The organism is Paraburkholderia sp. JHI869 (assembly GCF_038900775.1).
Classification (GTDB): Bacteria; Pseudomonadota; Gammaproteobacteria; order Burkholderiales; family Burkholderiaceae; genus Paraburkholderia.
Window position 1 is genome coordinate 1 of record NZ_JAYMSC010000009.1, and the last position, 21,231, is coordinate 21,231.

The 21,231-nt window shown below is 62.4% G+C and carries 21 protein-coding genes and 1 pseudogene; 11 read left to right on the forward strand and 11 right to left on the reverse strand.

Annotated features, from left to right (window positions below; genetic code table 11):
• Positions 1-100 precede the first annotated feature (100 nt).
• From VSR72_RS16925 to VSR72_RS16940, 4 genes are all read right to left on the reverse strand, one after another.
• Complete coding sequence (locus VSR72_RS16925) at positions 101-787, reverse strand: type 1 glutamine amidotransferase domain-containing protein (RefSeq protein ID WP_342953497.1); 687 nt, start codon at positions 785-787, stop codon at positions 101-103.
• 95 nt (positions 788-882) lie between these two features.
• Positions 883-1,350 (reverse strand): DUF3331 domain-containing protein, encoded by a 468-nt coding sequence (locus VSR72_RS16930; protein WP_342953498.1) that lies wholly within the window; start codon positions 1,348-1,350, stop codon positions 883-885.
• 86 nt (positions 1,351-1,436) lie between these two features.
• Positions 1,437-1,670 carry a 4-oxalocrotonate tautomerase family protein gene (locus VSR72_RS16935; RefSeq protein ID WP_342953499.1) on the reverse strand — a complete coding sequence of 78 codons (234 nt, stop codon included), beginning with the start codon at positions 1,668-1,670 and terminating at the stop codon, positions 1,437-1,439.
• Positions 1,671-1,741: 71 nt separating this feature from the next.
• Positions 1,742-2,452 (reverse strand): SDR family oxidoreductase, encoded by a 711-nt coding sequence (locus tag VSR72_RS16940; RefSeq protein ID WP_342953500.1) that lies wholly within the window; start codon positions 2,450-2,452, stop codon positions 1,742-1,744.
• Between VSR72_RS16940 and VSR72_RS16945 the strand changes: the two genes are divergently transcribed.
• Positions 2,453-2,638, forward strand: coding sequence for a hypothetical protein (locus tag VSR72_RS16945; protein WP_342953501.1), 186 nt, complete (start codon positions 2,453-2,455; stop codon positions 2,636-2,638). It begins immediately after the preceding gene.
• An 88-nt stretch (positions 2,639-2,726) separates the two neighbouring features.
• Here the strand turns inward: VSR72_RS16945 and VSR72_RS16950 are convergent, their stop codons facing one another.
• A complete protein-coding gene (locus VSR72_RS16950; RefSeq protein ID WP_342953502.1) occupies positions 2,727-3,149 on the reverse strand; it encodes a VOC family protein in 423 nt (140 codons plus the stop codon).
• Between the two features lie 261 nt (positions 3,150-3,410).
• On the opposite strand from VSR72_RS16950, the gene VSR72_RS16955 reads away from it, so the two are divergent.
• The 5 genes from VSR72_RS16955 to VSR72_RS16975 all read left to right on the forward strand — a co-directional run bounded on the left by VSR72_RS16955 (position 3,411) and on the right by VSR72_RS16975 (position 8,962).
• Positions 3,411-3,848, forward strand: a complete 438-nt coding sequence (locus VSR72_RS16955; protein WP_342953503.1) for a MarR family transcriptional regulator — start codon at positions 3,411-3,413, stop codon at positions 3,846-3,848.
• Between the two features lie 87 nt (positions 3,849-3,935).
• Positions 3,936-5,498: a DHA2 family efflux MFS transporter permease subunit gene (locus tag VSR72_RS16960; RefSeq protein WP_342953504.1), complete on the forward strand. Its 1,563-nt coding sequence runs from the start codon at positions 3,936-3,938 to the stop codon at positions 5,496-5,498.
• A 117-nt stretch (positions 5,499-5,615) separates the two neighbouring features.
• Positions 5,616-6,053: a MarR family transcriptional regulator gene (locus VSR72_RS16965; RefSeq protein WP_342953505.1), complete on the forward strand. Its 438-nt coding sequence runs from the start codon at positions 5,616-5,618 to the stop codon at positions 6,051-6,053.
• A gap of 55 nt (positions 6,054-6,108) precedes the next feature.
• On the forward strand, positions 6,109-7,632 hold the full coding sequence (locus tag VSR72_RS16970) for an efflux transporter outer membrane subunit (RefSeq protein ID WP_342953506.1): 1,524 nt from the start codon (positions 6,109-6,111) through the stop codon (positions 7,630-7,632).
• A gap of 34 nt (positions 7,633-7,666) precedes the next feature.
• The gene (locus VSR72_RS16975) at positions 7,667-8,962 is read left to right on the forward strand and encodes an HlyD family efflux transporter periplasmic adaptor subunit (RefSeq protein ID WP_342953507.1); all 1,296 of its coding nucleotides are present in this window, start codon (positions 7,667-7,669) and stop codon (positions 8,960-8,962) included.
• Here VSR72_RS16975 and VSR72_RS16980 read toward each other — a convergent pair.
• The 4 genes from VSR72_RS16980 to VSR72_RS16995 are packed head-to-tail and all read right to left on the reverse strand — an operon-like array spanning position 8,959 to position 13,683.
• Positions 8,959-9,903: a LysR family transcriptional regulator gene (locus tag VSR72_RS16980; RefSeq protein ID WP_342953508.1), complete on the reverse strand. Its 945-nt coding sequence runs from the start codon at positions 9,901-9,903 to the stop codon at positions 8,959-8,961. The genes VSR72_RS16975 and VSR72_RS16980 overlap by 4 nt on opposite strands.
• Positions 9,904-9,929: 26 nt before the next feature.
• Complete coding sequence (locus VSR72_RS16985) at positions 9,930-10,229, reverse strand: helix-turn-helix domain-containing protein (protein WP_342953509.1); 300 nt, start codon at positions 10,227-10,229, stop codon at positions 9,930-9,932.
• Between the two features lie 28 nt (positions 10,230-10,257).
• Complete coding sequence (locus VSR72_RS16990) at positions 10,258-10,836, reverse strand: AraC family transcriptional regulator (protein WP_342953510.1); 579 nt, start codon at positions 10,834-10,836, stop codon at positions 10,258-10,260.
• Between the two features lie 6 nt (positions 10,837-10,842).
• Entirely contained in the window at positions 10,843-13,683 is a 2,841-nt protein-coding gene (locus VSR72_RS16995) for a 2-oxoglutarate dehydrogenase E1 component (RefSeq protein WP_342953511.1), read from the reverse strand.
• 350 nt (positions 13,684-14,033) lie between these two features.
• On the opposite strand from VSR72_RS16995, the gene VSR72_RS17000 reads away from it, so the two are divergent.
• Both VSR72_RS17000 and mug read left to right on the forward strand, forming a co-directional pair.
• Complete coding sequence (locus VSR72_RS17000; RefSeq protein ID WP_342953512.1) at positions 14,034-14,999, forward strand: GlxA family transcriptional regulator; 966 nt, start codon at positions 14,034-14,036, stop codon at positions 14,997-14,999.
• Complete coding sequence (mug, locus tag VSR72_RS17005) at positions 14,992-15,552, forward strand: G/U mismatch-specific DNA glycosylase (RefSeq protein WP_342953513.1); 561 nt, start codon at positions 14,992-14,994, stop codon at positions 15,550-15,552. The genes VSR72_RS17000 and mug overlap by 8 nt, the downstream gene beginning before the upstream one ends.
• On the opposite strand, the gene VSR72_RS17010 is transcribed toward mug, so the two are convergent.
• Both VSR72_RS17010 and VSR72_RS17015 read right to left on the reverse strand, forming a co-directional pair.
• Positions 15,510-16,214: a LysR substrate-binding domain-containing protein gene (locus tag VSR72_RS17010; RefSeq protein WP_342953722.1), complete on the reverse strand. Its 705-nt coding sequence runs from the start codon at positions 16,212-16,214 to the stop codon at positions 15,510-15,512. The genes mug and VSR72_RS17010 overlap by 43 nt on opposite strands.
• 144 nt (positions 16,215-16,358) lie before the next feature.
• Positions 16,359-16,484 (reverse strand): annotated as a pseudogene (locus VSR72_RS17015) (LysR family transcriptional regulator); the annotation flags it as partial.
• Between the two features lie 467 nt (positions 16,485-16,951).
• Between VSR72_RS17015 and VSR72_RS17020 the strand changes: the two are divergent.
• The 3 genes from VSR72_RS17020 to VSR72_RS17030 are packed head-to-tail and all read left to right on the forward strand — an operon-like array spanning position 16,952 to position 21,198.
• Complete coding sequence (locus tag VSR72_RS17020) at positions 16,952-18,577, forward strand: MFS transporter (protein WP_342953514.1); 1,626 nt, start codon at positions 16,952-16,954, stop codon at positions 18,575-18,577.
• Positions 18,578-18,589: 12 nt separating this feature from the next.
• Positions 18,590-19,678 (forward strand): HlyD family secretion protein, encoded by a 1,089-nt coding sequence (locus VSR72_RS17025; protein WP_342953515.1) that lies wholly within the window; start codon positions 18,590-18,592, stop codon positions 19,676-19,678.
• Positions 19,675-21,198, forward strand: coding sequence for an efflux transporter outer membrane subunit (locus VSR72_RS17030; RefSeq protein WP_342953516.1), 1,524 nt, complete (start codon positions 19,675-19,677; stop codon positions 21,196-21,198). The genes VSR72_RS17025 and VSR72_RS17030 overlap by 4 nt, the downstream gene beginning before the upstream one ends.
• The last annotated feature ends 33 nt before the right edge of the window (positions 21,199-21,231 follow it).

A 21,231-nucleotide genomic window follows, 5' to 3' on the forward strand; every position in this document is an offset into this window, starting at 1 on the left:
GGCAAGACCCACTGACCTCATCCCTCACGCCGTCATCTCGCTGACTTTTTTGCCCGCGGGGCGGATTGCATTCGGCGAGATGCCGGCGTGAGGGATGAGGTCAGTGGGTCTTGCCCAATTTCGCCAATAGCGCTTTGGCGGCGGGACCGGACGAGGCGGGATTCTGCCCGGTGAGCAGCAGGCCGTCTTCCAGCACATACGGCTGCCAGTCGGGGCCCTTCGAATAGTTTCCGCCCTTCGCCTTGAGTTCGTCTTCAACGAGGAACGGCACCACCTTGGTCAGCCCAACCGCTTCCTCTTCGCTATTCGTAAAGCCCGTGACGCGCTTGCCGCTGACGAGCGGCTTGCCATCGGGACCCTTTACGTGCCGCAGCACGCCGGGCGCGTGGCATACGAGATCGACGGGTTTCCCCGCTGCGATCGTGCGCTCGATCAGGCCAATGGAATCCGGGTCTTCGGCGAGGTCCCACATCGGACCGTGGCCGCCCGGGTAGAAGACGGCATCGTATTCGCCTTGGGCGGCGTCCTTGAGTTTCGCGGTGTCGGCAAGATCAGCCATCGCAGCGGGGTCGGCTTCGAAGCGGCGTGTGAGGTCAGTCTGAAAGTCCGGCTCGTTGCTCTTGGGGTCGAGCGGCGGTTTCCCGCCCTTGGGCGACGCGAGCACGACCTGCACGCCGGCGTCCTTGAATACGTAATACGGCGCGGCGAGTTCTTCGAGCCAGAACCCGGTCTTGCGCCCGGTATTGCCTAGTTGATCGTGCGAAGTCAAAACCATCAGAATCTTCATGACGCTCTCCTTGAATACGTTTTCACAACTTCCGGTTGAAGAAAACTCCGGCCAACGCGCATGGCGTGCCGAATCAGACTACCGACCTGCTTGCATCAGGCCAAAGCAGCAAGGTGAATCATGGCGTTCACATTGACGGGGAGGACAGGCGTGCGGGTATAAGGCCGGTAGATGATATCGCCGCGGCGGATCGCCTTGCCGCTCACTGCGCACACGCCGGCCCGGCGTGCCTTTGCGCAGACCCAGATTTGATAGCCGTAGTGACATGAGGCGGAGCACCAGCGCAACGCAACGGTTCTGGGGGAAAGGTGTTCGAGGAGCGTGACGACGGCTGCGCAGGGTGCGTCGCCTGTCGCATCGCACTTTTTGCGGCCTTTGCGGCATCTTCCGTCGTTGCCGCGTGGCGCGGCGTGGTGCTCGGTCTCGGCGTATGGCTTGCTTGCGCAGAGCCTGTCGAGCAGGAGGAGCGTCTGCTCCCAAGGGTCTGGGCGCAAGGCGAGTGTGTCGCCCGCGTTTGCGCCGCCGCTGCCCGAGCGTGTTCGAAGTCCATCGTCCGTGTTCATGCGAGGCCTCAAATGAAGATTGACAGCGCCACGATGCAACCGGTGCAGTTGCGCGCGAGGCCTGCTATCGAGCAGGCCGCGCGCGCTTACTTGATGAGTCCCTTCTGTCTTCGATAAACATCGGTAGGCAGGCCGCCCCATCCCCAGTTTTCCGTGGGCACTTCTTCGATGACGACGAAAGTCGCCTCCAGCGGTTTGTTCAGCACGTCGAGCAATAGCTGGCTCACGCCTTTGATGAGCTGGGCCTTTTCTTCCGATGTGACGGAATCTGCACCGGGCTTTGTGCCCTCGCGTGTTACCTGAATGGTGACGATCGGCATTTCGCTTTCCTCGTTGGTGATCGTTTGGAAGGAGCGCCAGTGACTAGCGTTCCATATCGGCTCACTGCAGCTCAGTGGCCCGCGACCTGGCCGCCGTCGACGTGGAGGATTTCGCCCGTCACGAACGGCGCCGAGTCGAGATAGAGGATAGCGTTCACGATGTCGCTCATCTCGCCCATATGACCCATCGGATGCAGTGCGCCGAGCGCCGCGTGCGTTTCAGGCGCGTGCATCGGCGACTTGATGATGCCGGGCGACACCGCATTTGCGCGAATGCCGCGCTTTGCGTACTCGATAGCGAGCGAGCGCGTTGCCGCGGCGAGACCGCCCTTGGTCAGCGAGGCCAGCACCGAAGGTACGCCGTCGATCGCGTGATCGACGAGCGTCGTCGTGATACTGAGGACGTGGCCGCTTTCCTGCTTTTCCATCTGCGCAATCGCGAGCTGCGTGATATGGAAGAAGCCGCTGAGGTTGATGCCCGTGACCGTTGCGTAGTCTTCAGCGGTGTATTGCGTGAACGGCTTCGCCACGAAAATGCCCGCGTTGTTGATGAGCGTATCGACGCGGCCGAAGCGCGAAATGGCCGTTTCGATGACGCGGCGTGCCGTGGCCGGGTCGGCGATATCGCCGGACACGGCGACGAGATTGCTATCGTCAGTCTGTTTGATGTTGCGCGACGTCGCGACTACGTTGTGGCCGAGCGCGCGGAATGCCTTGGCCGTTTCGGCGCCGATGCCTTGCGATGCGCCCGTGATGACGACGACTTTGGGGGATTGACTCATATGAACCTCGAAGTAGGTTGGACTACGTTTCTGATCGGGCTTGCTGCGCCGATGTCGATCAATTTACGCAGCAGCGCCCCCGTTTTGAATACAGGATGCGGACAAACAGTTGTGAGTCGCAGGAACAAATGGGAACAAACGGGAACAACCGCGGGCGCACCGTCGATCGGCGCAAAAGTCATCTGAATCGTGCTGCATTAACTTCGGATAACTGATTAATGTGAGCAAAAAAAAATGCCGCGTGCGTGCCCGCACGCGGTTTGCTGATAAAAGCTCAGGAGGCCTGCGTGCGCGGATCGTGGTCGAACTCGAGCCTGATCCCGCCGGGTTCGTACACCATCGTATGGCGTTTCGGCCCCGGCCCGAGGTTTTCCGGCGCGAATTCAACTTTCACGCCAGGCCAGGCGGACACGCGCGAGAAGATATCGTTGAGCGCTTCTTCGCTGCCCACGCGCAAAGCAAGATGATGCAGACCCACGTGGACTTTGCGGTCGAATTCGACCAGACGGCTCGGGTCGGTCACCTGCCAGAGGGTCAGCATGACGTGCCCGTCCGAGACGAACGCAGCCGGATAGCCCGGACGTTCGCCAACCTGTTTCCAGCCCAGACAATTCACGAAGAAGTCGCGGGTGAGATTCAGATCGCGTACGGTCAGCCCGACATGATCGATGCCCAGCGTAAGCGGTTTGTCAGTCATGTTTGGATTCTCCTGAGAAAAGAGTGCGCCGTTAGCCGATACAGCCGCCAGATCTCTGCCGAAACAATATAGCTGTGTGGCGCGGCACAGATAATCACTTGCCGCTCACATCACTTTTTACACGGTGTATCGCGTCGCCCGGAGAGGGCGGTTCCACGCTGGTTCGAAACGCCGGGAGCCCTCGAAACGACCTCAGAAGCTTTCTTGCACACATCTGCAATGTCAGATATAGTCCGCATCAGATATCTAGGAGGGCAATCGATGAACGATCCCGTCAATGCAGATTTCGAGCGGACTCAGAGGCTGGTGTTCGTACTGGGTCAAGCGCATCACCTGATGGCCACTGAGCTCAGGGAAGGGCTCAAGGACGCCGGACTGAACCTGCAGGAGCGCGGCATTCTGCTGACGCTGGCGAGCGGGAGCGCGAAAACGCCGGCGGCACTGTCGAGGCTGCTTGGCGTGCATCCCGCCCGGATGACACGCGTGCTGGACAAGCTCGAAGCGAGCGGGTTCGTGGCGCGCACGCGCAACGACGCGGACCGGCGCCTTGTGGACATTTCGTTGACGCGGGAGGGGAGCGCGGTCGCGGCCCGCAACGCAGACGTAGCGCCAGGCGCGTGGAGCGATCGGCTCTCGCACTTCTCGAAGTCCGACTTCGACGCCTTGAGCACGCTGCTGACCCGGCTGCTTCATGGCTGAGGCCACATTTTTTTGCCCAAATATCAGACAAGTCAGATAACAGCCCGTGCGTGACGGGACCTTCGCATCCAGACGGGAGAGCGCAATATGAATCCATCGACCAACCCAGGCGGGCTGCCCCAGCTAACCGGCGTGAAGTTCGCGCTCGGCACTTTCGCCGTGGCGCTCGCCACCTTTATGAACGTGCTGGATTCGTCGATCGCAAACGTTGCGATTCCCACGCTATCCGGCAACCTGGGCGTGTCGATCGACGAAGGCACGTGGGTCATCACGCTCTTTGCCGCGGCCAATGCGGTGTCCATTCCGTTGACCGGGTGGCTCACGCAGCGCGTAGGTCAGGTCAAGCTGTTCGTCTGGGCGATCCTGCTGTTCGTGCTCTCGTCGGCAGCGTGCGGCCTCGCGCCGAACCTGCTCACGCTGCTGATTGCCCGTATCGTTCAGGGCGCCGTGGCGGGGCCGCTGGTGCCGTTGTCGCAAGCCTTGCTGCTGTCGTCGTTTCCCAAGGAAAAGAGTTCGAACGCGCTGGCGCTGTGGGCGATGACCGCAACCGTCGGACCGATCGCGGGTCCGGCGCTCGGCGGCTGGATCACCGACAGCTACAGCTGGTCATGGATCTTTTATATCAACGTGCCGGTCGGCCTCTTTGCCGCCGGGGTGATCTGGGCGGTCTATCGCGAGCGCGAGTCGCCGTCACGCAAGCTGCCCATCGACAAGGTCGGGCTGATCTCGCTGATTGCGTGGGTGGCGCCGCTGCAAATCATGCTCGACAAGGGCCGTGACCTCGACTGGTTCAACTCGCCGGTCATCTGGGGGCTTACCATCTTCGCCGCGGTCAGCTTCGTGTTCTTCCTCATCTGGGAATTGACTGAGGAAAAGCCGATCGTCAACCTGCGGCTCTTCGCCAAACGCAACTTCCTGGGCGGCACGATCGCGATTTCGGTCGCGTATGCGATCTTCTTTGCAAACCTCGTGATCCTGCCGCAGTGGATTCAGGGCTTTCTCGGCTACCGCGCGGTGGACGCGGGGCTCGTGACCGCGCCCTTGGGGATCTTCGCCGTGATCCTCGCCCCCGTGATGGGCAAGGTCATGCCGCGCTCCGACCTGCGGGTGCTCGCCACGCTGGCGTTCGTCGGTTTCGCCGCCGTGTTCTTCATGCGCTCGAACTACACGACCGGCGTCGACGCGTGGACGCTCATTCTGCCGACGCTGCTGCAAGGCATTCCCACGGCGCTGTTCTTCACGCCGCTCACCGGCATCATCCTCTCGGGTCTGCGGCCCGATGAGATTCCGGCCGCCGCGGGCCTGTCGAACTTCGCGCGTATTTTCGCGGGCGCCGTGGGCACGTCGCTCATGAGCAACGCCTGGAACGACCGCACGATTCTTCACCACGCGCGGCTCGCGGAGCAAACGAGCGTGGAGAATCCCATGTTCACCAGCGCGATCGCGCACCTGCAGGCAACGCTCGGTGGCGGCATTCCCAAGGCCACGGCGTTTTATGAAAGCTCGCTCAACGCCCAGGCCACCATGCTGGGGCTGAACGACATCTTCTGGATATCGGCGGTGATCTTCATCGTCATCATTCCGCTGATCTGGGTGACGAGGCCGGTCAAGGGCGGTGGCGCGGGCGCGGCAGGCGCTGGCGGGCACTGACCACTGCAGTTGAACCCGGTTCAGAGGACAAGCCCGGAAGGCCAATCTGCTCGCGCGTTTTTCTTGACAGTATCTGATAATGCAGATATTGTTGGTTTCAACACGGAGGATGTCGCGATGGACCACTACACCACGAGAAATTTCATGCTCACGGAAAGCGTCGGCTTCAGGATCGTCAAGGCGCGCAATCTGGTCGTCGCGGAGATGGACGCGGCGCTCAAGGACCTCGACATCACGGGCCAGCAAATGGGCATTCTGCTTTCGCTGAAGCAGGGTGTGGCCACCACGCCGTTCGAACTGTCCAAGCTGCTCGGCATCGATACGGGCCTCATGACGCGGATGCTGGACAAACTGGAAACCAAGGGGCTGCTCGAGCGTTCCCGCGACGCAGACGACCGCCGTGTGGTCAACCTGAATCTGACTGCGAAGGGTCTGGAAACCGCGGAAAAGATTCCGGAAGTCGCACCGGATGTATTGAACGCGCGACTGCGCAAATTCACGAAGGCGGAGTTTGCCGAGTTGAACCGCCTGCTTCGCAAGTTCACCGGCGACTGAACGGTGCGGCCGCAGTGCCGCGTTTTTTTCGACCATTAATCTGATTTGTCAGAAAATGAAATCGCAGACTTCTGAATCAAGCATCGGTGCCCGTACGCTGAAGCTGGGCGTATCGGCGATCGCAATGGCCGCGCTCGCGGCATGCGCCAACTACGCAGGCATCCACAGCGATAAGCAGATGGCCCAGCCGCAACAGTTCGAGACGGCGCAGAGCCTGCCGCAAGAGCAGGGGCACTGGCCGTCCGCCGATTGGGTCGATCAGTTTGGCGACGCGCAACTGAAGGCGCTGATTGCCGAAGCGCTGCAGGGCAGCCCGACGGTCGAGCAGGCCAAGGCGCGCGTGGCGCAGGCGCAGGCCTATAGCGAAACCGCGAAGGCGGGCACGCTGCCGCGCGTCGACGCGAGCTACACGCTCACGCGCCAGCAGTTCAGCAGCACGGCGCTGATTCCGCCGCCGTATGCGGGCTCGTGGCAGACCGAAAACAAGGGCCTGCTCACGGCTTCCTACGATCTCGATCTGTGGGGCAAGAATCGCGAGGCGCTGCGGGCCGCCGTTTCGGAGACATCAGCGGCCGAAGCCGACGAGGAAGTGGTCAAGCTCACGCTCGATACTTCGATCGCACGCACCTACAACGAGCTGGCGCGCCTCTACGCGCTGCGCGACATCGCGCAGGCGGAAGTCACGCGCCGCGAGCAGATCGACAGCATCACGGCGGGCCGCATCGCCACCGGCCTCGACACGCAAGTGGAACGCAAGACCGCGCAGGCGAACCTGGCGACGAGCCGCTCGCGGGTGAGCGCGCTCGACGGCAGCATTCTGACCACGCGCTACCAGTTGGCCGCGCTGCTGGGCAAGGGTCCCGATCGCGGGCTCGCGATCACGCGGCCGACGCTCGGCGTGGGCGACGAAGTGCGTTTGCCGGACAACCTGCCCGCCGACCTCGTGAGCCGTCGCCCGGACATCGTCGCGGCGCGCTGGCGCGTGGACGCGATCACGCACGAGGTGAAGGAGGCGAAGGCCGAGTTCTATCCGGACATTAACCTGAGCGCCGCGCTCGGCCTCGACGCGTTCGGTTTCGGCCGCTTCCTGACCGCCGCGAGCCGCACGGCCTCGGTGGGCCCCGCCGTCCACCTGCCGATCTTCGACGGCGGCGAGTTGCGTGCGCAGTTGAAGGGCCGCTACGCCGAGTTCGACTACGCGGTGGCCGCCTACGACCAGACGCTCATTGGCGCGTTGAGCGGCGTGGCCACGCAGCTTGCGCAGATCCACTCGAGCGACGCGCAGCTCGTCGATGCACAAACCGCGCAGCAGGCCGCGCGCGACGCCGACCAGCTCGCGATCACGCAATACAAGGGCGGTCTGACCAATCAGCTCACCGTGCTCAACGCCGACGTCACCGCGCTGAATGCGGACGTTGCCATCGCCAACCTGAAGATGGACCGCCGCGACCAGCAGATCGCGCTGGCCTCGGATCTGGGTGGCGGCTACGTCGACACCTCGGCGGATACCGGCCACCACGCGGACGCTGCCGCGCAATCCACCCCTCAAGCCAATTCCGTCATTGCTGCCGCACGTTGAACGGCATGTTTGCAAACCCGTCAGGAGAACTGAAATGAGCGAAACGATCACGACCGACCGCGAGCCGGTGGATCAACTCAGCGAGAAGAAAGGCGGCGCGCAAGCGGCCCCGGCGCACGACGACAAAGCGCCCACGCCCCCCGGCCGCCGCAAGCGCCTCATCGCGCTGCTCGGCGCTGTTACGTTGATCGCGGGCGCGGCCTATGGCGCGTACTACTTCACGGAAGGCCGCTTTCACGAATCGACCGACGACGCCTATGTGAACGGCAATCTCGTGCAGCTCACGCCACAGGTCACGGGCACGGTGGTCGCCGTCAACGCCGACGATACGCAGATCGTGAAGGTCGGCGACCCGGTTGTGACGCTGGACCCGGCGGACGCAAGAATCGCGCTGGCCGATGCCGAAGCGTCGCTCGGCCAGACCGTGCGCCGCGTGAGCGGCCTCTACGTCAACAACGACTTCTATGCGGCGAACGTGGCGCAACGCGAATCGGACCTGGCGCGTGCCAATGACGATCTGCGCCGCCGCGTGGCCGTAGCGGACTCGGGCGCCGTATCCGCCGAAGACATCGCGCACGCGCGCGACGCCGTGCAGGCCGCCCAGGCCGCGCTCGACGCGGCGCGCCAGCAAGGCGCGGCGAATCATGCGCTGACCGATCGCACGTCAGTCGAACAGCATCCGGACGTGCAGGCGGCGGCCCAGAAAGTGCGCGCGGCGTGGCTCGCGTATGCGCGCGATACCTTGCCGGCGCCGGTGACGGGCTATGTAGCGCAGCGTCAGGTGCAGGTCGGCCAGCGCGTGTCGCCCGGCGCGCCGCTCATGGCGATCGTGCCGCTCGACGGCGTGTGGGTGGACGCGAACTTCAAGGAAGTGCAGCTCAAGCACATGCGCATTGGCCAGCCGGTCACGCTCACCGCCGATGTCTATGGCTCGGGCGTGAAGTATCACGGCCGTATCGAAGGCTTTTCGGCGGGGACGGGCAGTGCGTTTGCGACGCTGCCGGCGCAGAACGCCACGGGCAACTGGATCAAGATCGTCCAGCGCCTGCCGGTGCGCATCGAACTCGATCCGCGTGAACTTGCGGCGCGCCCGCTGCGCATCGGCCTTTCGATGACGGTGGATGCCGATACGCGCGACGACTCCGGCTCGCAGCTCGGTGCCGTGCAGAACACGCGCTATCGCACCGATGTGTTCGCGCAGTACGACGCGCAGGCCGACGGCGAGATCGAAAAGATCATCAAGCAGAACGAAATGGCCGCGGCTGCGACTGCGTCACAACCATCGCCGCAACATGTGGTAGCGCGCGATCACAAGGCAACGGCGGGCTAAGGTTGGCTGGCGGCCCGGCACAGCGCTTGCGCATCCGCGGCGAGCGCCTTGGGCACCGCCTCGCGCAGGTCATCCATGAACGTCCTGATCTTGGCGTCGAGGTACTTGCGCGAGGCGTGCACCGCATAAGCGGTGAGCCTTTGCAGACGATACGCCGGCAAAACACGAACCAGCGCGCCGCTATCGAGCATCGTTAGCGCCGTCGACATGGGCAGCGCGCCGATGCCGACGCCTTCGCGAAGGGCGACGCTGAGCGCATCGGGCAGATTGATCTCCACTGGCGCTCTTGGGAACGCCACCGTTTCCCGGCCATTGGGGCCGTTCAGATGCCAGCGATCGCGCGGAAAAAAAGTCGTGACGAACTGCAGGCACGTATGCGCCTCAAGGTCCTGCACCGTGCGCGGCACGCCGCGAGCGTTCAGATACGCGGGCGCCGCACACAACACGTTATGCACATCGCCAAGCCTGTGCGAGACGAGTCGCGAGTCCGGCAACTCCGTTGTACTCAATTGAAGCATCACGTCGTAGCCGGCCTCGATGATATCGGGCGTGTCCTGCGCTAACGTCAATTCGACCGACACCGCGGGATAACGCTCGCGATAGCGCACGAGCGCCGGGACCACATAAGCCTGGCCGAAACTCGGCGAGGCATGAACGCGCAGTCGCCCAGAAGGGTCGACCTGCGCATTGGCCGCTTCGGCCTCGGCTTCGTCGACGCAGGCGAGGATCCGCTCGCATCGCTCCAGATAGCGCTGGCCGGCTTCGGTCAGCGCGAGCCGCCGGGTACTGCGGTGCATCAGACGCGTGCGCAATTGCGTTTCCAGTTGCGAGAGCGCCCGCGACGCGTTGGCGGTCTGAATGTTCAGGCGCGAGGCCGCGCCCGTAAAGCTTCCTTCTTCCGCTATGCGGACGAATATCCGCATCATGTCCAGCTTGTCCATTGCGTGTTTTCCACGGATAGCTCGCCCTATAAATGCAGGGAAATCTGTTCGGCAAATGTCCGTATCACGGCTTCATTGCGTGAGAGAAACATCCATTGACCGACGCGTGTCGAAACGAGCAATCGCGCTTCGACCAGTACGGCAAGGTGCGCCGATACGGTGGACTGGGAGAGCCCGCTGCGCGCCTGGATGGCGTGTGCGGGCACGCCTCGACCGAAATCGGCATAGCCCTCTGGAAAGGCATCGGCCGGCACCTTCAGCCACGCCAGGATCTCGCGCCGCAGCGGATTGGCGAGTGCCTTGTGAATCAGATTCGCGTCTATCATGGCGTTCCTTGCGCGCGTTTCCAGTGCGTCAATGCGGGTGCCTCAGCAGCGTTCTGGCGATCGTCACCACAGCGCTTTCTCCAAGGTCTTCCCGAACGATGGAGAGCGCCAGATGAATGCCTGCGCTCGCGCCGCCCGATGAATAGAGATTGCCGTCCTTCAGGCAGCCAGGATTGGACATGACGTGCACCAGCGGATATTCCGCTGCAAGGCGGCGCGCTTCGCGCCAATGCGTGGTTAGCCAGCGGCGGTCGGCAAGGCCGGCGCGCGCCAGCAGAAATGCGCCGTTGGAAATGCAGGCGAGCCTTTGCGTGGCGGGCCCGGTGTCGCTGAGCCACGCTACAAGTTCGCGATGCTCGCGTGCCGAACTGATGGCAGGAGAACCGGGCACCACGACGACGTCGAACGGCGTGCGCGCTTCGAACAGAGAGTCCGTCGTGCCCACTGCCGTGCCGTTGGAACAGACCACGGGCCCGGGTGACGTCCCGACGAGATGCGGCTCATAAAACGGCCTGCCGTACAGGCGATTCGCTTCATGAAACACATCCATCGGGCCGCTCACCTCGAGCAGTTGAAAACCCGTGTAGAGCATCATCGCGACACGCATGCGCCGTTACCCCGTGAACGCCTGCTCGACCAGCGCGGCTTGCCTTGCCAAATGCGCCGAGTGGTAGCCCGGCGCTGTCGATGCACCGGCGTCAGGACCGGCGTAGCGCAGCGTGGCGCCCGAAGGCAGAAGCTCGCGCAATTGCGGTTCGACGAAACTCCATGCACCCTGGTTGCGCGATTCCTCCTGGCACCAGACCACGGTCTTCAGGTTGGGATAACGCGCGAGTTCGGCGGCCAACTGTCTTGCGGGAAACGGATAAAGCTGTTCGATGCGGACAATCGGCGTGTCGGCCTCGTCTTTACGGCGATGCTCGAGCAACTCGAAGTACACCTTGCCGGTCGCCACGATCACGCGCTCGACGCTCGATGTCTGCCACGTTTCGCTCTGCGTGTCCGGCAGCACTTCGCGGAATCCGCCCTCGCTCAATTCCTCGAACGTGCTAACGGCTTCCGGGTGCCGCAACAGCGACTTGGGCGTCATCACGATTAGCGGACGACGATCGGTCGCGAGTGCCTGCTTGCGCAGCAAATGGTATAGCTGCGCGGGCGTGGTCGGCTGGGCGACGCGCATGTTGTCCTGCGCGCTCAGTTGCAGATAGCGTTCGAGCCTCGCCGATGCGTGCTCGGGTCCCGCGCCTTCCTGCCCGTGCGGGAGGAAGAGCGTGAGTCCGCTGCGCTGCCCCCACTTGGCGGCGCCCGCTGCGATGAACTGGTCGATCACCACTTGCGCGCCATTTGCGAAGTCACCGAATTGCGCCTCCCAGATCACCAGCGCATCGCGGTTCACCGTCGTATAGCCGTACTCGAACGCGAGCACGGCTGCCTCGGAGAGGATGGAATTCGTCACGTTAAAGCGGCCCTGCGCTTTGTTATTCGCCTCACCGCGCATTTCACCGATATGATCGAGCGGAATATAAACGCCATCCGGGCGGTTCATCCGCGTTTGATCGTGCAACACGGCGTGACGGTGATTGAAGGTTCCGCGCGCACTATCCTGTCCGCTCAGTCGAACGCTGACGCCGTCGCCAAGCAGCGATGCGAACGCCAGATGCTCGCCCATGCCCCAATCGAGCGACCGCTTTCCAGCGGCCATTTCCTGGCGGCCGGTCATCATCTTCTTGACGAGCGGATGCAGCGCGAGGCCTTCAGGAATGGTCGAAATCCGTTGTGCGAGATTGCGCAGGGTTTCGGCCGAAGGGGCATGCTTCGCGGCTTCAGCGGGACGAGCCTCTTCGCGCGCAGCGGAGGCTTCGGAGCCAACGGTTTCATTGGCAAGCTTGAGAAGCTCACGGCGCCCGCTGACGTAGCCGTCGGCTTCTTCGGCAGTCACCACACCTTGTTGAATCAGCTTCTGGGCATACAGCGTTCTCACGCCGGGATGGCTTGCGATCGCGCGATACATCAGCGGCTGCGTGATGCCCGGCGTGTCCTGTTCCTGGTGGCCGTATCGGCGGAAGCACACGAGATCGATCACGACGCTCCGCTTGAACGTGGTGCGATAGTCGAGCGCGAGGCGCACGGCCGTCGCGATGGCTTCGGGGTCGTCGCCATTCACATGCAGGATGGGCGCCTCGATCGTCTTCGCGACGTCCGTGGTGTAGAACGACGAACGCGTGTCGCGCGGATCGGAAGTCGTGAAGCCGATCTGATTGTTGACGACGATATGAACGGTGCCGCCCGTGCCGTGCCCTCGCGTATAGGAGAGGCTCAAGGTTTCCATCACGACACCCTGGCCGGACATGGCCGCGTCGCCGTGAATCTCGACCGGCAGAACCTCGACGCCATCGGTGCTGCCCAGGGCCTCGCCCTTGGCGCGAGCCATGCCTTGCACGACCGGGTTCACGATTTCCAGATGCGACGGGTTGAACGCGAGCATCACTTCAACCGGCCCCTCTCGCGTTTCCACCGAACTCGCAAAACCCTTGTGGTATTTCACGTCGCCGGCGAGAAGTCTTTCGGAATCCTTGCCATCGAACTCATCGAACAGTGCGCGCAACGGCTTGCCCACGGTATTCACCAGAACATTGAGGCGACCGCGGTGAGCCATGCCCATGACCACCGTACGCACCTTTTTCGAGGCGCTGTACTGGACGACTTCGTCGAGCAGCGCGATCAACGATTCCCCGCCTTCGAGCGAAAAGCGCGTTTGTCCGATATAGCGTGCGTGAAGGTACTTTTCGAGGCCTTCGGCCGCGGTCAAGCGTTCCAGCAATCTGCGTTTTTCTGCTGGCTTCAGCGAGGGTTTCGCTCGCGTGGATTCGAGCTGCATCTGCCACCAGCGCCGCTGCTCTGCATCGGTGAGGTGCATGAACTCCGCGCCGAGCGTGCCGGTGTACGTCTGCTCGAGCGCTGTGACGAGGTCTTGCAGCGTGGCGTCGTCGTCGAACAGGAACGTGTCCGCAGTGCTGAACGTCGTCGACATGTCCGCGGCCGTCAGGCCATAGTAAGCCGGGGTCAACTCGGCGTAGGCGCGTGGCGTTGTCCACGACAGCGGATCGAGATCGGCCGTGCGCGTGCCGATCATCCGGTACGCTGCGATGAGCGACTGCACCGCGACCTGCTTGCGTGCGAGGGCAAGACCGGAGTCGTTGGCGGGCGCATGATCGGCTCGGCCGATCGCGCGCGGCGGCCGCTTCGCAAGCTCGACAAAGCTGGAAATGACAGGCGCGTGCGGCTGGTCGTCGCGATCGCTGCCATCGATAGCCGGTGTTTCGCGCAGCGCGTCGAACCACGCGCGCCATTCGCTGGTGACCGTATCCGGGTCAGCCAGGTAAGATTCATATTGCTCTTCAACGTAAGGGGCGTTGCCCCCGAAGAGGAAAGAGGTCTGACGTTCTTTCAACATGATCAATCTGCCCTTGGTCGGTGCGCGGTCCAACGTCGACCGCAACACGTGGAGTAACGGCGATAACGCCTACCCGGTACGCCCGGGTTGTCTGCCCAGCCGCAATCGTGAAGACAAGTCTAGTTACGGGGGGCAGCGGGGGAAATGCGCGCGTGGTGCCGCAACCTGCCAAGTAGTGGACGTTTTGGGCCACGCGTGCAGCGGGGCAGAAGATTTGTTACACCGACGCAAAATACTTTTTCCAGGGACAGACGGCACCCAATAGCGACGATGCGTTAAGCTGCGCCACGGTCCTCGTCAGGACACCCGCTGTACGACGCAAATATGGTTAAACCACTGAAGGTCACGGCATGAAAGTCGCCATTGTTGTATTCGATGGTGTGCAGGCGCTAGACGTTGCAGGCCCACTCGACGTATTCGCCGAGGCGAACACGTTTCTTTCAGAGCCTCAGCGCTACGAGGTGACGCTCGTCGGACGCGAGGCGGGCGCCGTCACCTGCTCGAACGGCATGCAACTGGCGGTTTCGCTTGGCTATGCCGATCGCGACGTTCAATGGGACCTGCTCCTCGTAGCTGGCGGCCCGCAGTTGCCCGACGTGCATCCGTCGAATGAGTTTGTCGCGTGGTTGCAGAATCAGGCGCGCAGCGCAAGCCGTTTTGGTTCCGTGTGCAACGGCGCATTCGTGCTGGCGCATGCCGGGCTTCTCGATGGCAAGGAAGTCACGACCCACTGGTCGGATGCCGGCCGCCTTTCCCATGAATTCCCGCACGCCAATGTGCAACCCGACCGCATCTTCGTTCGTGACGGGCGGCTGTTCACGTCGGCCGGTGTGACCGCGGGCATCGATCTGTGTCTGGCTCTGGTTGCGGAAGACTGGGGCCACGAACTGGCCGTGCGCGTTGCGAAGCGGCTGGTGGTGTATATCCAGCGCGAAGGCGGCCAGTCGCAGTACAGCCCGTATATCGGCGCCGGCAAGGACGAAGACCCAATACTCAGCAAGGTGTATCGCTACGTGAGCGAGCACATCACCGACACGCTTTCGATCGAGGCGCTTGCGAAGGCGGCGGCCGTGAGCCGGCGCACCTTGTCGCGCATCTTCGCGAAGAACGCAAATGTCACGCCGTCCGTATTCGTCGAGCAGGTTCGCGTCGATACGGCGAGGAAACTTCTCGAAGACACGGATGCGCCGCTCAAGACGGTCGCATTCAAATGCGGCTTTCATAGCGCCACGCATATGCGCACGACATTCTCGCGGCGTCTGAATGTCACCCCAAAACAATATCGCCTGCGATTTCGCGGGGAGGCGAGTGCGTAGCGACGACTCCCGCGCGGACTATGCGAACGGCGATTGCGCGCCGTGCCTTCCCGATATCATCGAACCCGGTTTGTCGATACTGTTTTGCGGGATCAATCCGGGTATGCGCGCCGTGGCCGCGGGGCACCACTTCGATGGCAGAGGCAACCGGTTCTGGCGAGTGCTCCATCGTGCCGGTTTTACGAAGGAAGAGTTTCGCCCCGAGAGCGACCGTGAGTTGCTGCAATATGGCTATGGTCTGACCACGGCGGTCTCGCGCGCGACGGCGCGCGCGGATCAATTGTCGAGAGCGGAGGTCCAGGCCGCTGCGGCGCAATTCGAGCAGAAGGTTCAACACTACGCGCCGAGATTCGTGGCCTTTCTCGGCAAGATGGCGCTTGCGGAAATGTCCGGCAAGCGCGAGATCGAGTGGGGTTTGCAATCGGGCAGATTCGGCGGCGCGCGCACATGGGTCTTGCCAAACCCGAGCGGTCTGAACCGCGCCTTTACTCTCGACGCGCTCGTAAGTGCTTATCGCGAGCTTCGCATCGCGGCTGGGTCGCCAGATGAATGAGTAAGCGACTGTAGATATTGCACGCCGTTCGCAGATTGAAGGTGAGCATTATTTCGCAGCGTATCGGTCACAAATTCCACGAACGATCGAATCTTTCCGCTTGTGCCGCGCCGTTCGACATGAAGCAGATTCACTGGCGTTGACTCGGGCTCGTACGCCCTCAAGATTGGCACGAGTTCACCGGAGGCAACTTCGGCTGCGGCCTGATAAGACAGCAGTTGTGTGATTCCCACGCCATCTTGCGCCGCCGAAATGGCGGCGGGCGCCAGATTGACGATCAAACGAGGCTGAAGCCGCACAGGAATCTTCAAAGTGTTGTCGTAATAGGTCCACTCGTGCGGTTGGGAAACGCCGGTAAAGGAAACGCAATGGTGGCCAGCCAGGTCCCTCGGATGCATGGGCTCGCCATGCTCCGCGAGATAAGCGGGGGATGCGAAGGTTTGGCGGCGCACAGACCCCAGGCGCACCGCGAATGTCGACGAATCTTCGAGATGGCCAATACGTATGGCGATATCCACGCCTTCTTCGAGCAGGCGCGTGGGGCGGTCGAGATAAACAGCGTTCACGCTGACGTCGGGGTAGCGCAGCGTGTAGGCGTTCACGAGCGGAGCGATGAAGCGCTGGCCGAGCTGCACCGGCGCCGTAATCGTAAGCGTGCCCACCGGATTCGCGGGGTCCGCTGCAATATGCGACTCCGCGTCGGTGATGCCATCGAGCAGCTTGCGGCAGGCGTCGACGTAAGCGACGCCTGCGTCCGTGGGCCGTACCGAGCGCGTCGTGCGTGCCAGCAACTGGGCGCCGAGGCGCGTTTCCAGCGAGTTGACCGCGCGCGAAACCGCCGCGCGCGATAAGCCGAATTTTTCCGATGCGGCGCTAAAGCTGCCGCGTTCGATGATGGCGACCAAAACCTCCATCTCGCGCAATCTGTCCATCTTCACTTCCCAATCTCAGTCTTTTGAAAACGAAAAACAAAAGTAAAAGCCGTTCGACGCTTACCGCTGTCGAGTCGTTTTCAAACCTTCATTAATCGTATCTACGGTGATTAAGCCCTACGCCGCGATTCTAGGCACGGTGTGCCGTGTGGTTACGCCTCGCGAAGCGAATTGGCTCAAAAGCGCGCAGAAATGACCCGTCCGCAATCAGTGGGATTTGCCGCCGGATCATGACCAGACGGCCTGGCAAAATTCTCGTACTAGATGGCCCAAAATCAGACCAGGCGAGACTTTAAGAAATTGGGTTCATCTCTGACAATAAAGCACTCGGTGAACAGCAACAATGCGCAGCGAACCCATCGCGGGACCATCGCCTCGCATGACGCAGCAGGTCACCGGATTGCACCTCAGTGAACTAGCCACATCAGACAGTACAGCTAACGAAACCCGAGAAGTTTCTGATCCCCATGACAACTGCGAACCCTTTGACGACTGGAACGGAAGCGGCAACGGCCCGGCAGCCGCTCGATCAGAGCCCCGTGCGCGAGGCAGCGGCGCCAGCACAGCCAGCGCCCGCGCAAGTGCCGTTCACGGGTCGCATTATTGTAGGCCTGCTCGGCATGTTGTTCGCCTCGTTGCTGGCCATCCTCAATGAACAGGTCACGGCGGCTGCGATGGCCGATATCCAGGGCGCGTTCCTCATCGGTCATGACGACGGGACCTGGCTGACTTCGCTCTTCGAAGCGGCGAACGTCGCCACGATGGTGTTTGCGCCGTGGTTCGGCATGACCTTTACGCTCAAGCGCTTCACGATCGGCGCCGTGCTCGCCACGATGTTCTTCGGCTTGCTTTGCCCGTTTGCACCGAATCTCGCGACGCTCTATGTGTTGCGTATCTTCCAGGGAATCGCGGGCGGATGTCTGCCTCCCATGCTGATCATCGTGGCGCTGCGTTATCTGCCACCAAAATTCAAGCTGTATGGCCTCGCTGGCTACGCGCTCACAGCAACCTTCGGCCCGGCGCTCGGTACGCCGCTCGCCGCGTTGTGGACGGAGTTCGTGAGTTGGCGCATGGCGTTCTGGCAAATCATTCCGCTCGGCGTGCTGTGCTGCATTGCGATTCAGCAGGGGCTGCCCGCCGATCCGGTCAAGCTCGAACGCTTTCGCACGTTCAACTGGGTTGGGTTCATTACAGGCTTCCCCGCGTTTGCCATGCTCGTGACCGGACTCTTGCAAGGCGATCGCCTCGACTGGTTCGAGTCGGATTTCATCCGCGTGATGTTTTGCGGAGGTGGGCTGCTTCTCGTGGTGTTTCTCATCAACGAGTGGTTTCAGCCTGTGCCGTTTTTCAAGCTCCAGTTACTCGAGCGCAGGAATTTCACGCATGGACTTTCCACGTTGCTCGGCACGGTGATCCTGCTGGTGGGCGTCGCGGCAATCCCTGGACAATTCCTCGCCCAGATTCACACGTACAGACCGCTGCAGACAGCGCCGCTCTCGTTGCTTCTGGCCATTCCGCTGCTGATTACGCTTCCCTTGGCGGCCGCTTTGTTGAATACACGGCGCGCGGACCATCGCTGGGTCATCGCCATTGGTCTGTCGCTGATGTTCGCGACGTGCGCAATGGGAAGCTTCGTGACGTCCGAGTGGATTCGCAACAACTTCTACCTGCTGCAGGCGCTGCAGATCGTCGCGCAGCCCTTGGTGATCATGTCGATTCTCATGGGCGTCACGACGGGTTTGCCTCCCACCGAAGGTCCGTTCGCTTCGGCCATGTTCAATACGGTCAAGACCTTTTCCGCCGCGATTGCGACGGGCCTGATAGAAGGCGTGGGCACCACGCGCGAACATTTCCATTCGAGCATGCTCGTCGACCAGTTGGGCAACCGCGCGCTGGTCGCAAGCCCTGGTCTCGACACTCCCTACGCGCTGGGGCAAATCGCGCACCGTATTCATGAGCAGGCCGTCGTTCTCACTTCCGCCGATCTCTATCGCGTGATGGCGTGTGTCGCGCTCGTTCTGCTTCTTCTTGTCCCCGTGCTGCCGGTGCGTATTTATCCGCCGTGGAGCACCACGCCGCCCGCTTCACCTTGAGGTACGTTTTCCATGTCATCGACCAAACCCACCCCCGCACCGTCCAGACTGAAGTGGCTTCGTATTGGCGCAGTGATCGTCGTTGTCGGCGTCGCTGCCTGGGCTGGCACGAAGCTGTTGTCCCACTCCAGTTCGGAATCGACGAACGACGCGTACGTCACCGCGGATTTCACGCTCGTCGCGCCGCGAGTGCCGGGGCAGATCACGGACGTATTGGCGAACGATAACGAGGACGTGAAGGCGGGCCAGTTGCTCGTTCGTATCGACGACCGCGACTATCGTGCCGCGCTGATGAGTGCCGAGGCGGAAGTGGCGGGCGCAAAGGCGTCGGTGGCGAACTTCGACGCGCAGATCGCGCGCCAGCCCTCGCTGGTCGATCAGGCGCGCGCCACGCTGCGTTCCGACGACGCGTCGATCGGCTTTGCGCGGGCCAACGCCGCGCGCTACCAGAATCTTTCCGTAGCCGGAGCGGGGACCGCACAGGAGCAACAACAGGCTTCGAGCACGCTCGCCGAGCAGCTTGCGCAGCAATCGCACGATCAGGCGGTGCTCACGGCCACCGAACAGAATCTGGATGTCCTGCGTACCGAGCGCGACAAGGCCGCGGGCGCACTGGAGCACGCCGAGGCGGCGCTCGAACAGGCGAAGCTCAACCTCTCTTATACCGAGATCCGCGCACCTGTCGACGGCAAGGTGGGGCGCCGCTCGGCGCGGGTCGGCGCGTTCGTTACACCTGGCGCGCCGGTGCTGGCCATTGTGCCGCTTACGGATGCGTATGTGGTCGCCAACTTCCAGGAGAGCCAGATCACGCATATGCGGCCCGGTGAGAGCGTGCGCGTCACGGTCGATAGCTTGCCTGGCGTGGTGATTCATGGCCATATCGACAGCCTGGCTCCTGCGACTGGCGTGAGCTTCGCGCCGATCGCACCTGACAACGCAACGGGCAATTTCACGAAGGTCGTGCAGCGCGTGCCTGTGAAGATCACGATCGATCGCGGGCAGCCGGCGGCAGCCGCATTGAGCGTCGGGCTTTCGGTGGAAGCGGAAGTGGCGGTTGGCCGGGGCTCAGAAGCGACGGCCGAGGGAGCAGAAAGAAAATGAACGCGAACCAACACTCTATCCGAGGGATTCTCCTCACGGTTCTCGCATGCCTTGCAATAGCGGGTTGCACGGTCGGTCCCAATTTCGAACCGCCAAAGTCGCCGACCCCGGAGGTCTTCAACCGCACGCAGACCGCGCAAGCGCCGAGCAAAGCCGTGGAAGCGCAGTTCGGCCCGGAATGGTGGACGCTTTTCAACGACCCGGTATTGAACGGACTGGAAAAGCAACTGGCCGATGCGAACCTCGATGTGGCGGCAGCCTCTGCGCGCTTGTTGCAAAGCCGGGCCGAGCGCCGCGTGGCAGGTGCCGCCGAATATCCGACACTCGACGGCGCCGCGTCGTACAACCGCGAGCGCGGCAGTGAAAACGGCATTCTCTCGCTGCTTGGCGTGACGCCTTCGCAAAGTCAGCCGCTGTCGGCTTCCGGCAGCTCGCCGCTGGGTGTGGCCGCGATGCCGGGCTCCAAGGGGTCGCCTGCCTACAACCTTTACCAGGTTGGCTTCGATGCTTCATGGGAGATCGACATCTGGGGCCGCGTGCGCCGCAGCGTGGAAGAGGCGACAGCACTTTCCGAAGCCTCGTATGAGGACCGCAACGCGGTTTTGCTGAGCGCGCGCGCGGAGCTTGCGCGGGACTATATCGAGCTGCGCGACACGCAGGAACTCCTGCAGATCGCGAAGCAGAACCTCGACATCGCCAACGATGCGCTGAAACTCACGCAGGTGCGTGCACATGAAGGCGTCACGACGGATCTCGATGTCGCGAATGCTTCGGCGCAGGTCGAGAATATCGAAAGCCTGATTCCGACACTCGAATCGCATTCCGAAACGACGATCAACGCGATCGGCCTGCTGCTCGGCGAAGAGCCCGGCGCGCTGCGTCAGACACTCGCCGCAACGCAGGAAGTGCCCGTGCTTCCCGCACAGGTCCCGATCGGCTTTCCTTCCGAACTCGTGGAGCGCCGGCCGGATATCCGCAAGGCGGAAGCGCAATTGCACGCGGCAACGGCGTCGATCGGCGTGGCGAAGGCCGATTTTTATCCGCGCATCATGCTCAATGGCAGCGCGGGCTTTCAAAGCCTTCAACTCTCGAGTCTGGCCAGTTGGGCGTCCGGGCAATTCGTCGTTGGCCCTTCGATTACGTTTCCCATTTTCGAAGGCGGCCGCCTGAAGGGGACGCTCCAGTTGCGCGAGGCACAACAACAAGAGGCCGCGATTGCCTACAAGCAGACGGTGCTGCGCGCATGGCAGGAAGTGGACGACGCGCTGGTCACCTACGACGCCGAGCAGCGTCGCCGCGACCGGCTGGCCGAGGCCGTGACGATGAATCAGCGCGCGCTCTCGGTCGCGCGGGAGCGGTACAAGGCCGGCGCGCTCGATTATCTCGACGTATTGAACGTGCAAAAGCAGTTGCTCGAAGCGCAAAGCAGTCTCGAGCAAAGCAGGGCAACGGCGGCTACGAATCTCATTACGCTTTGTAAAGCGCTGGGAGGAGGATGGGAGTCGACATATGGCGGGTAACTCATAGGTCTTTCAAACGACAACAATGACGCG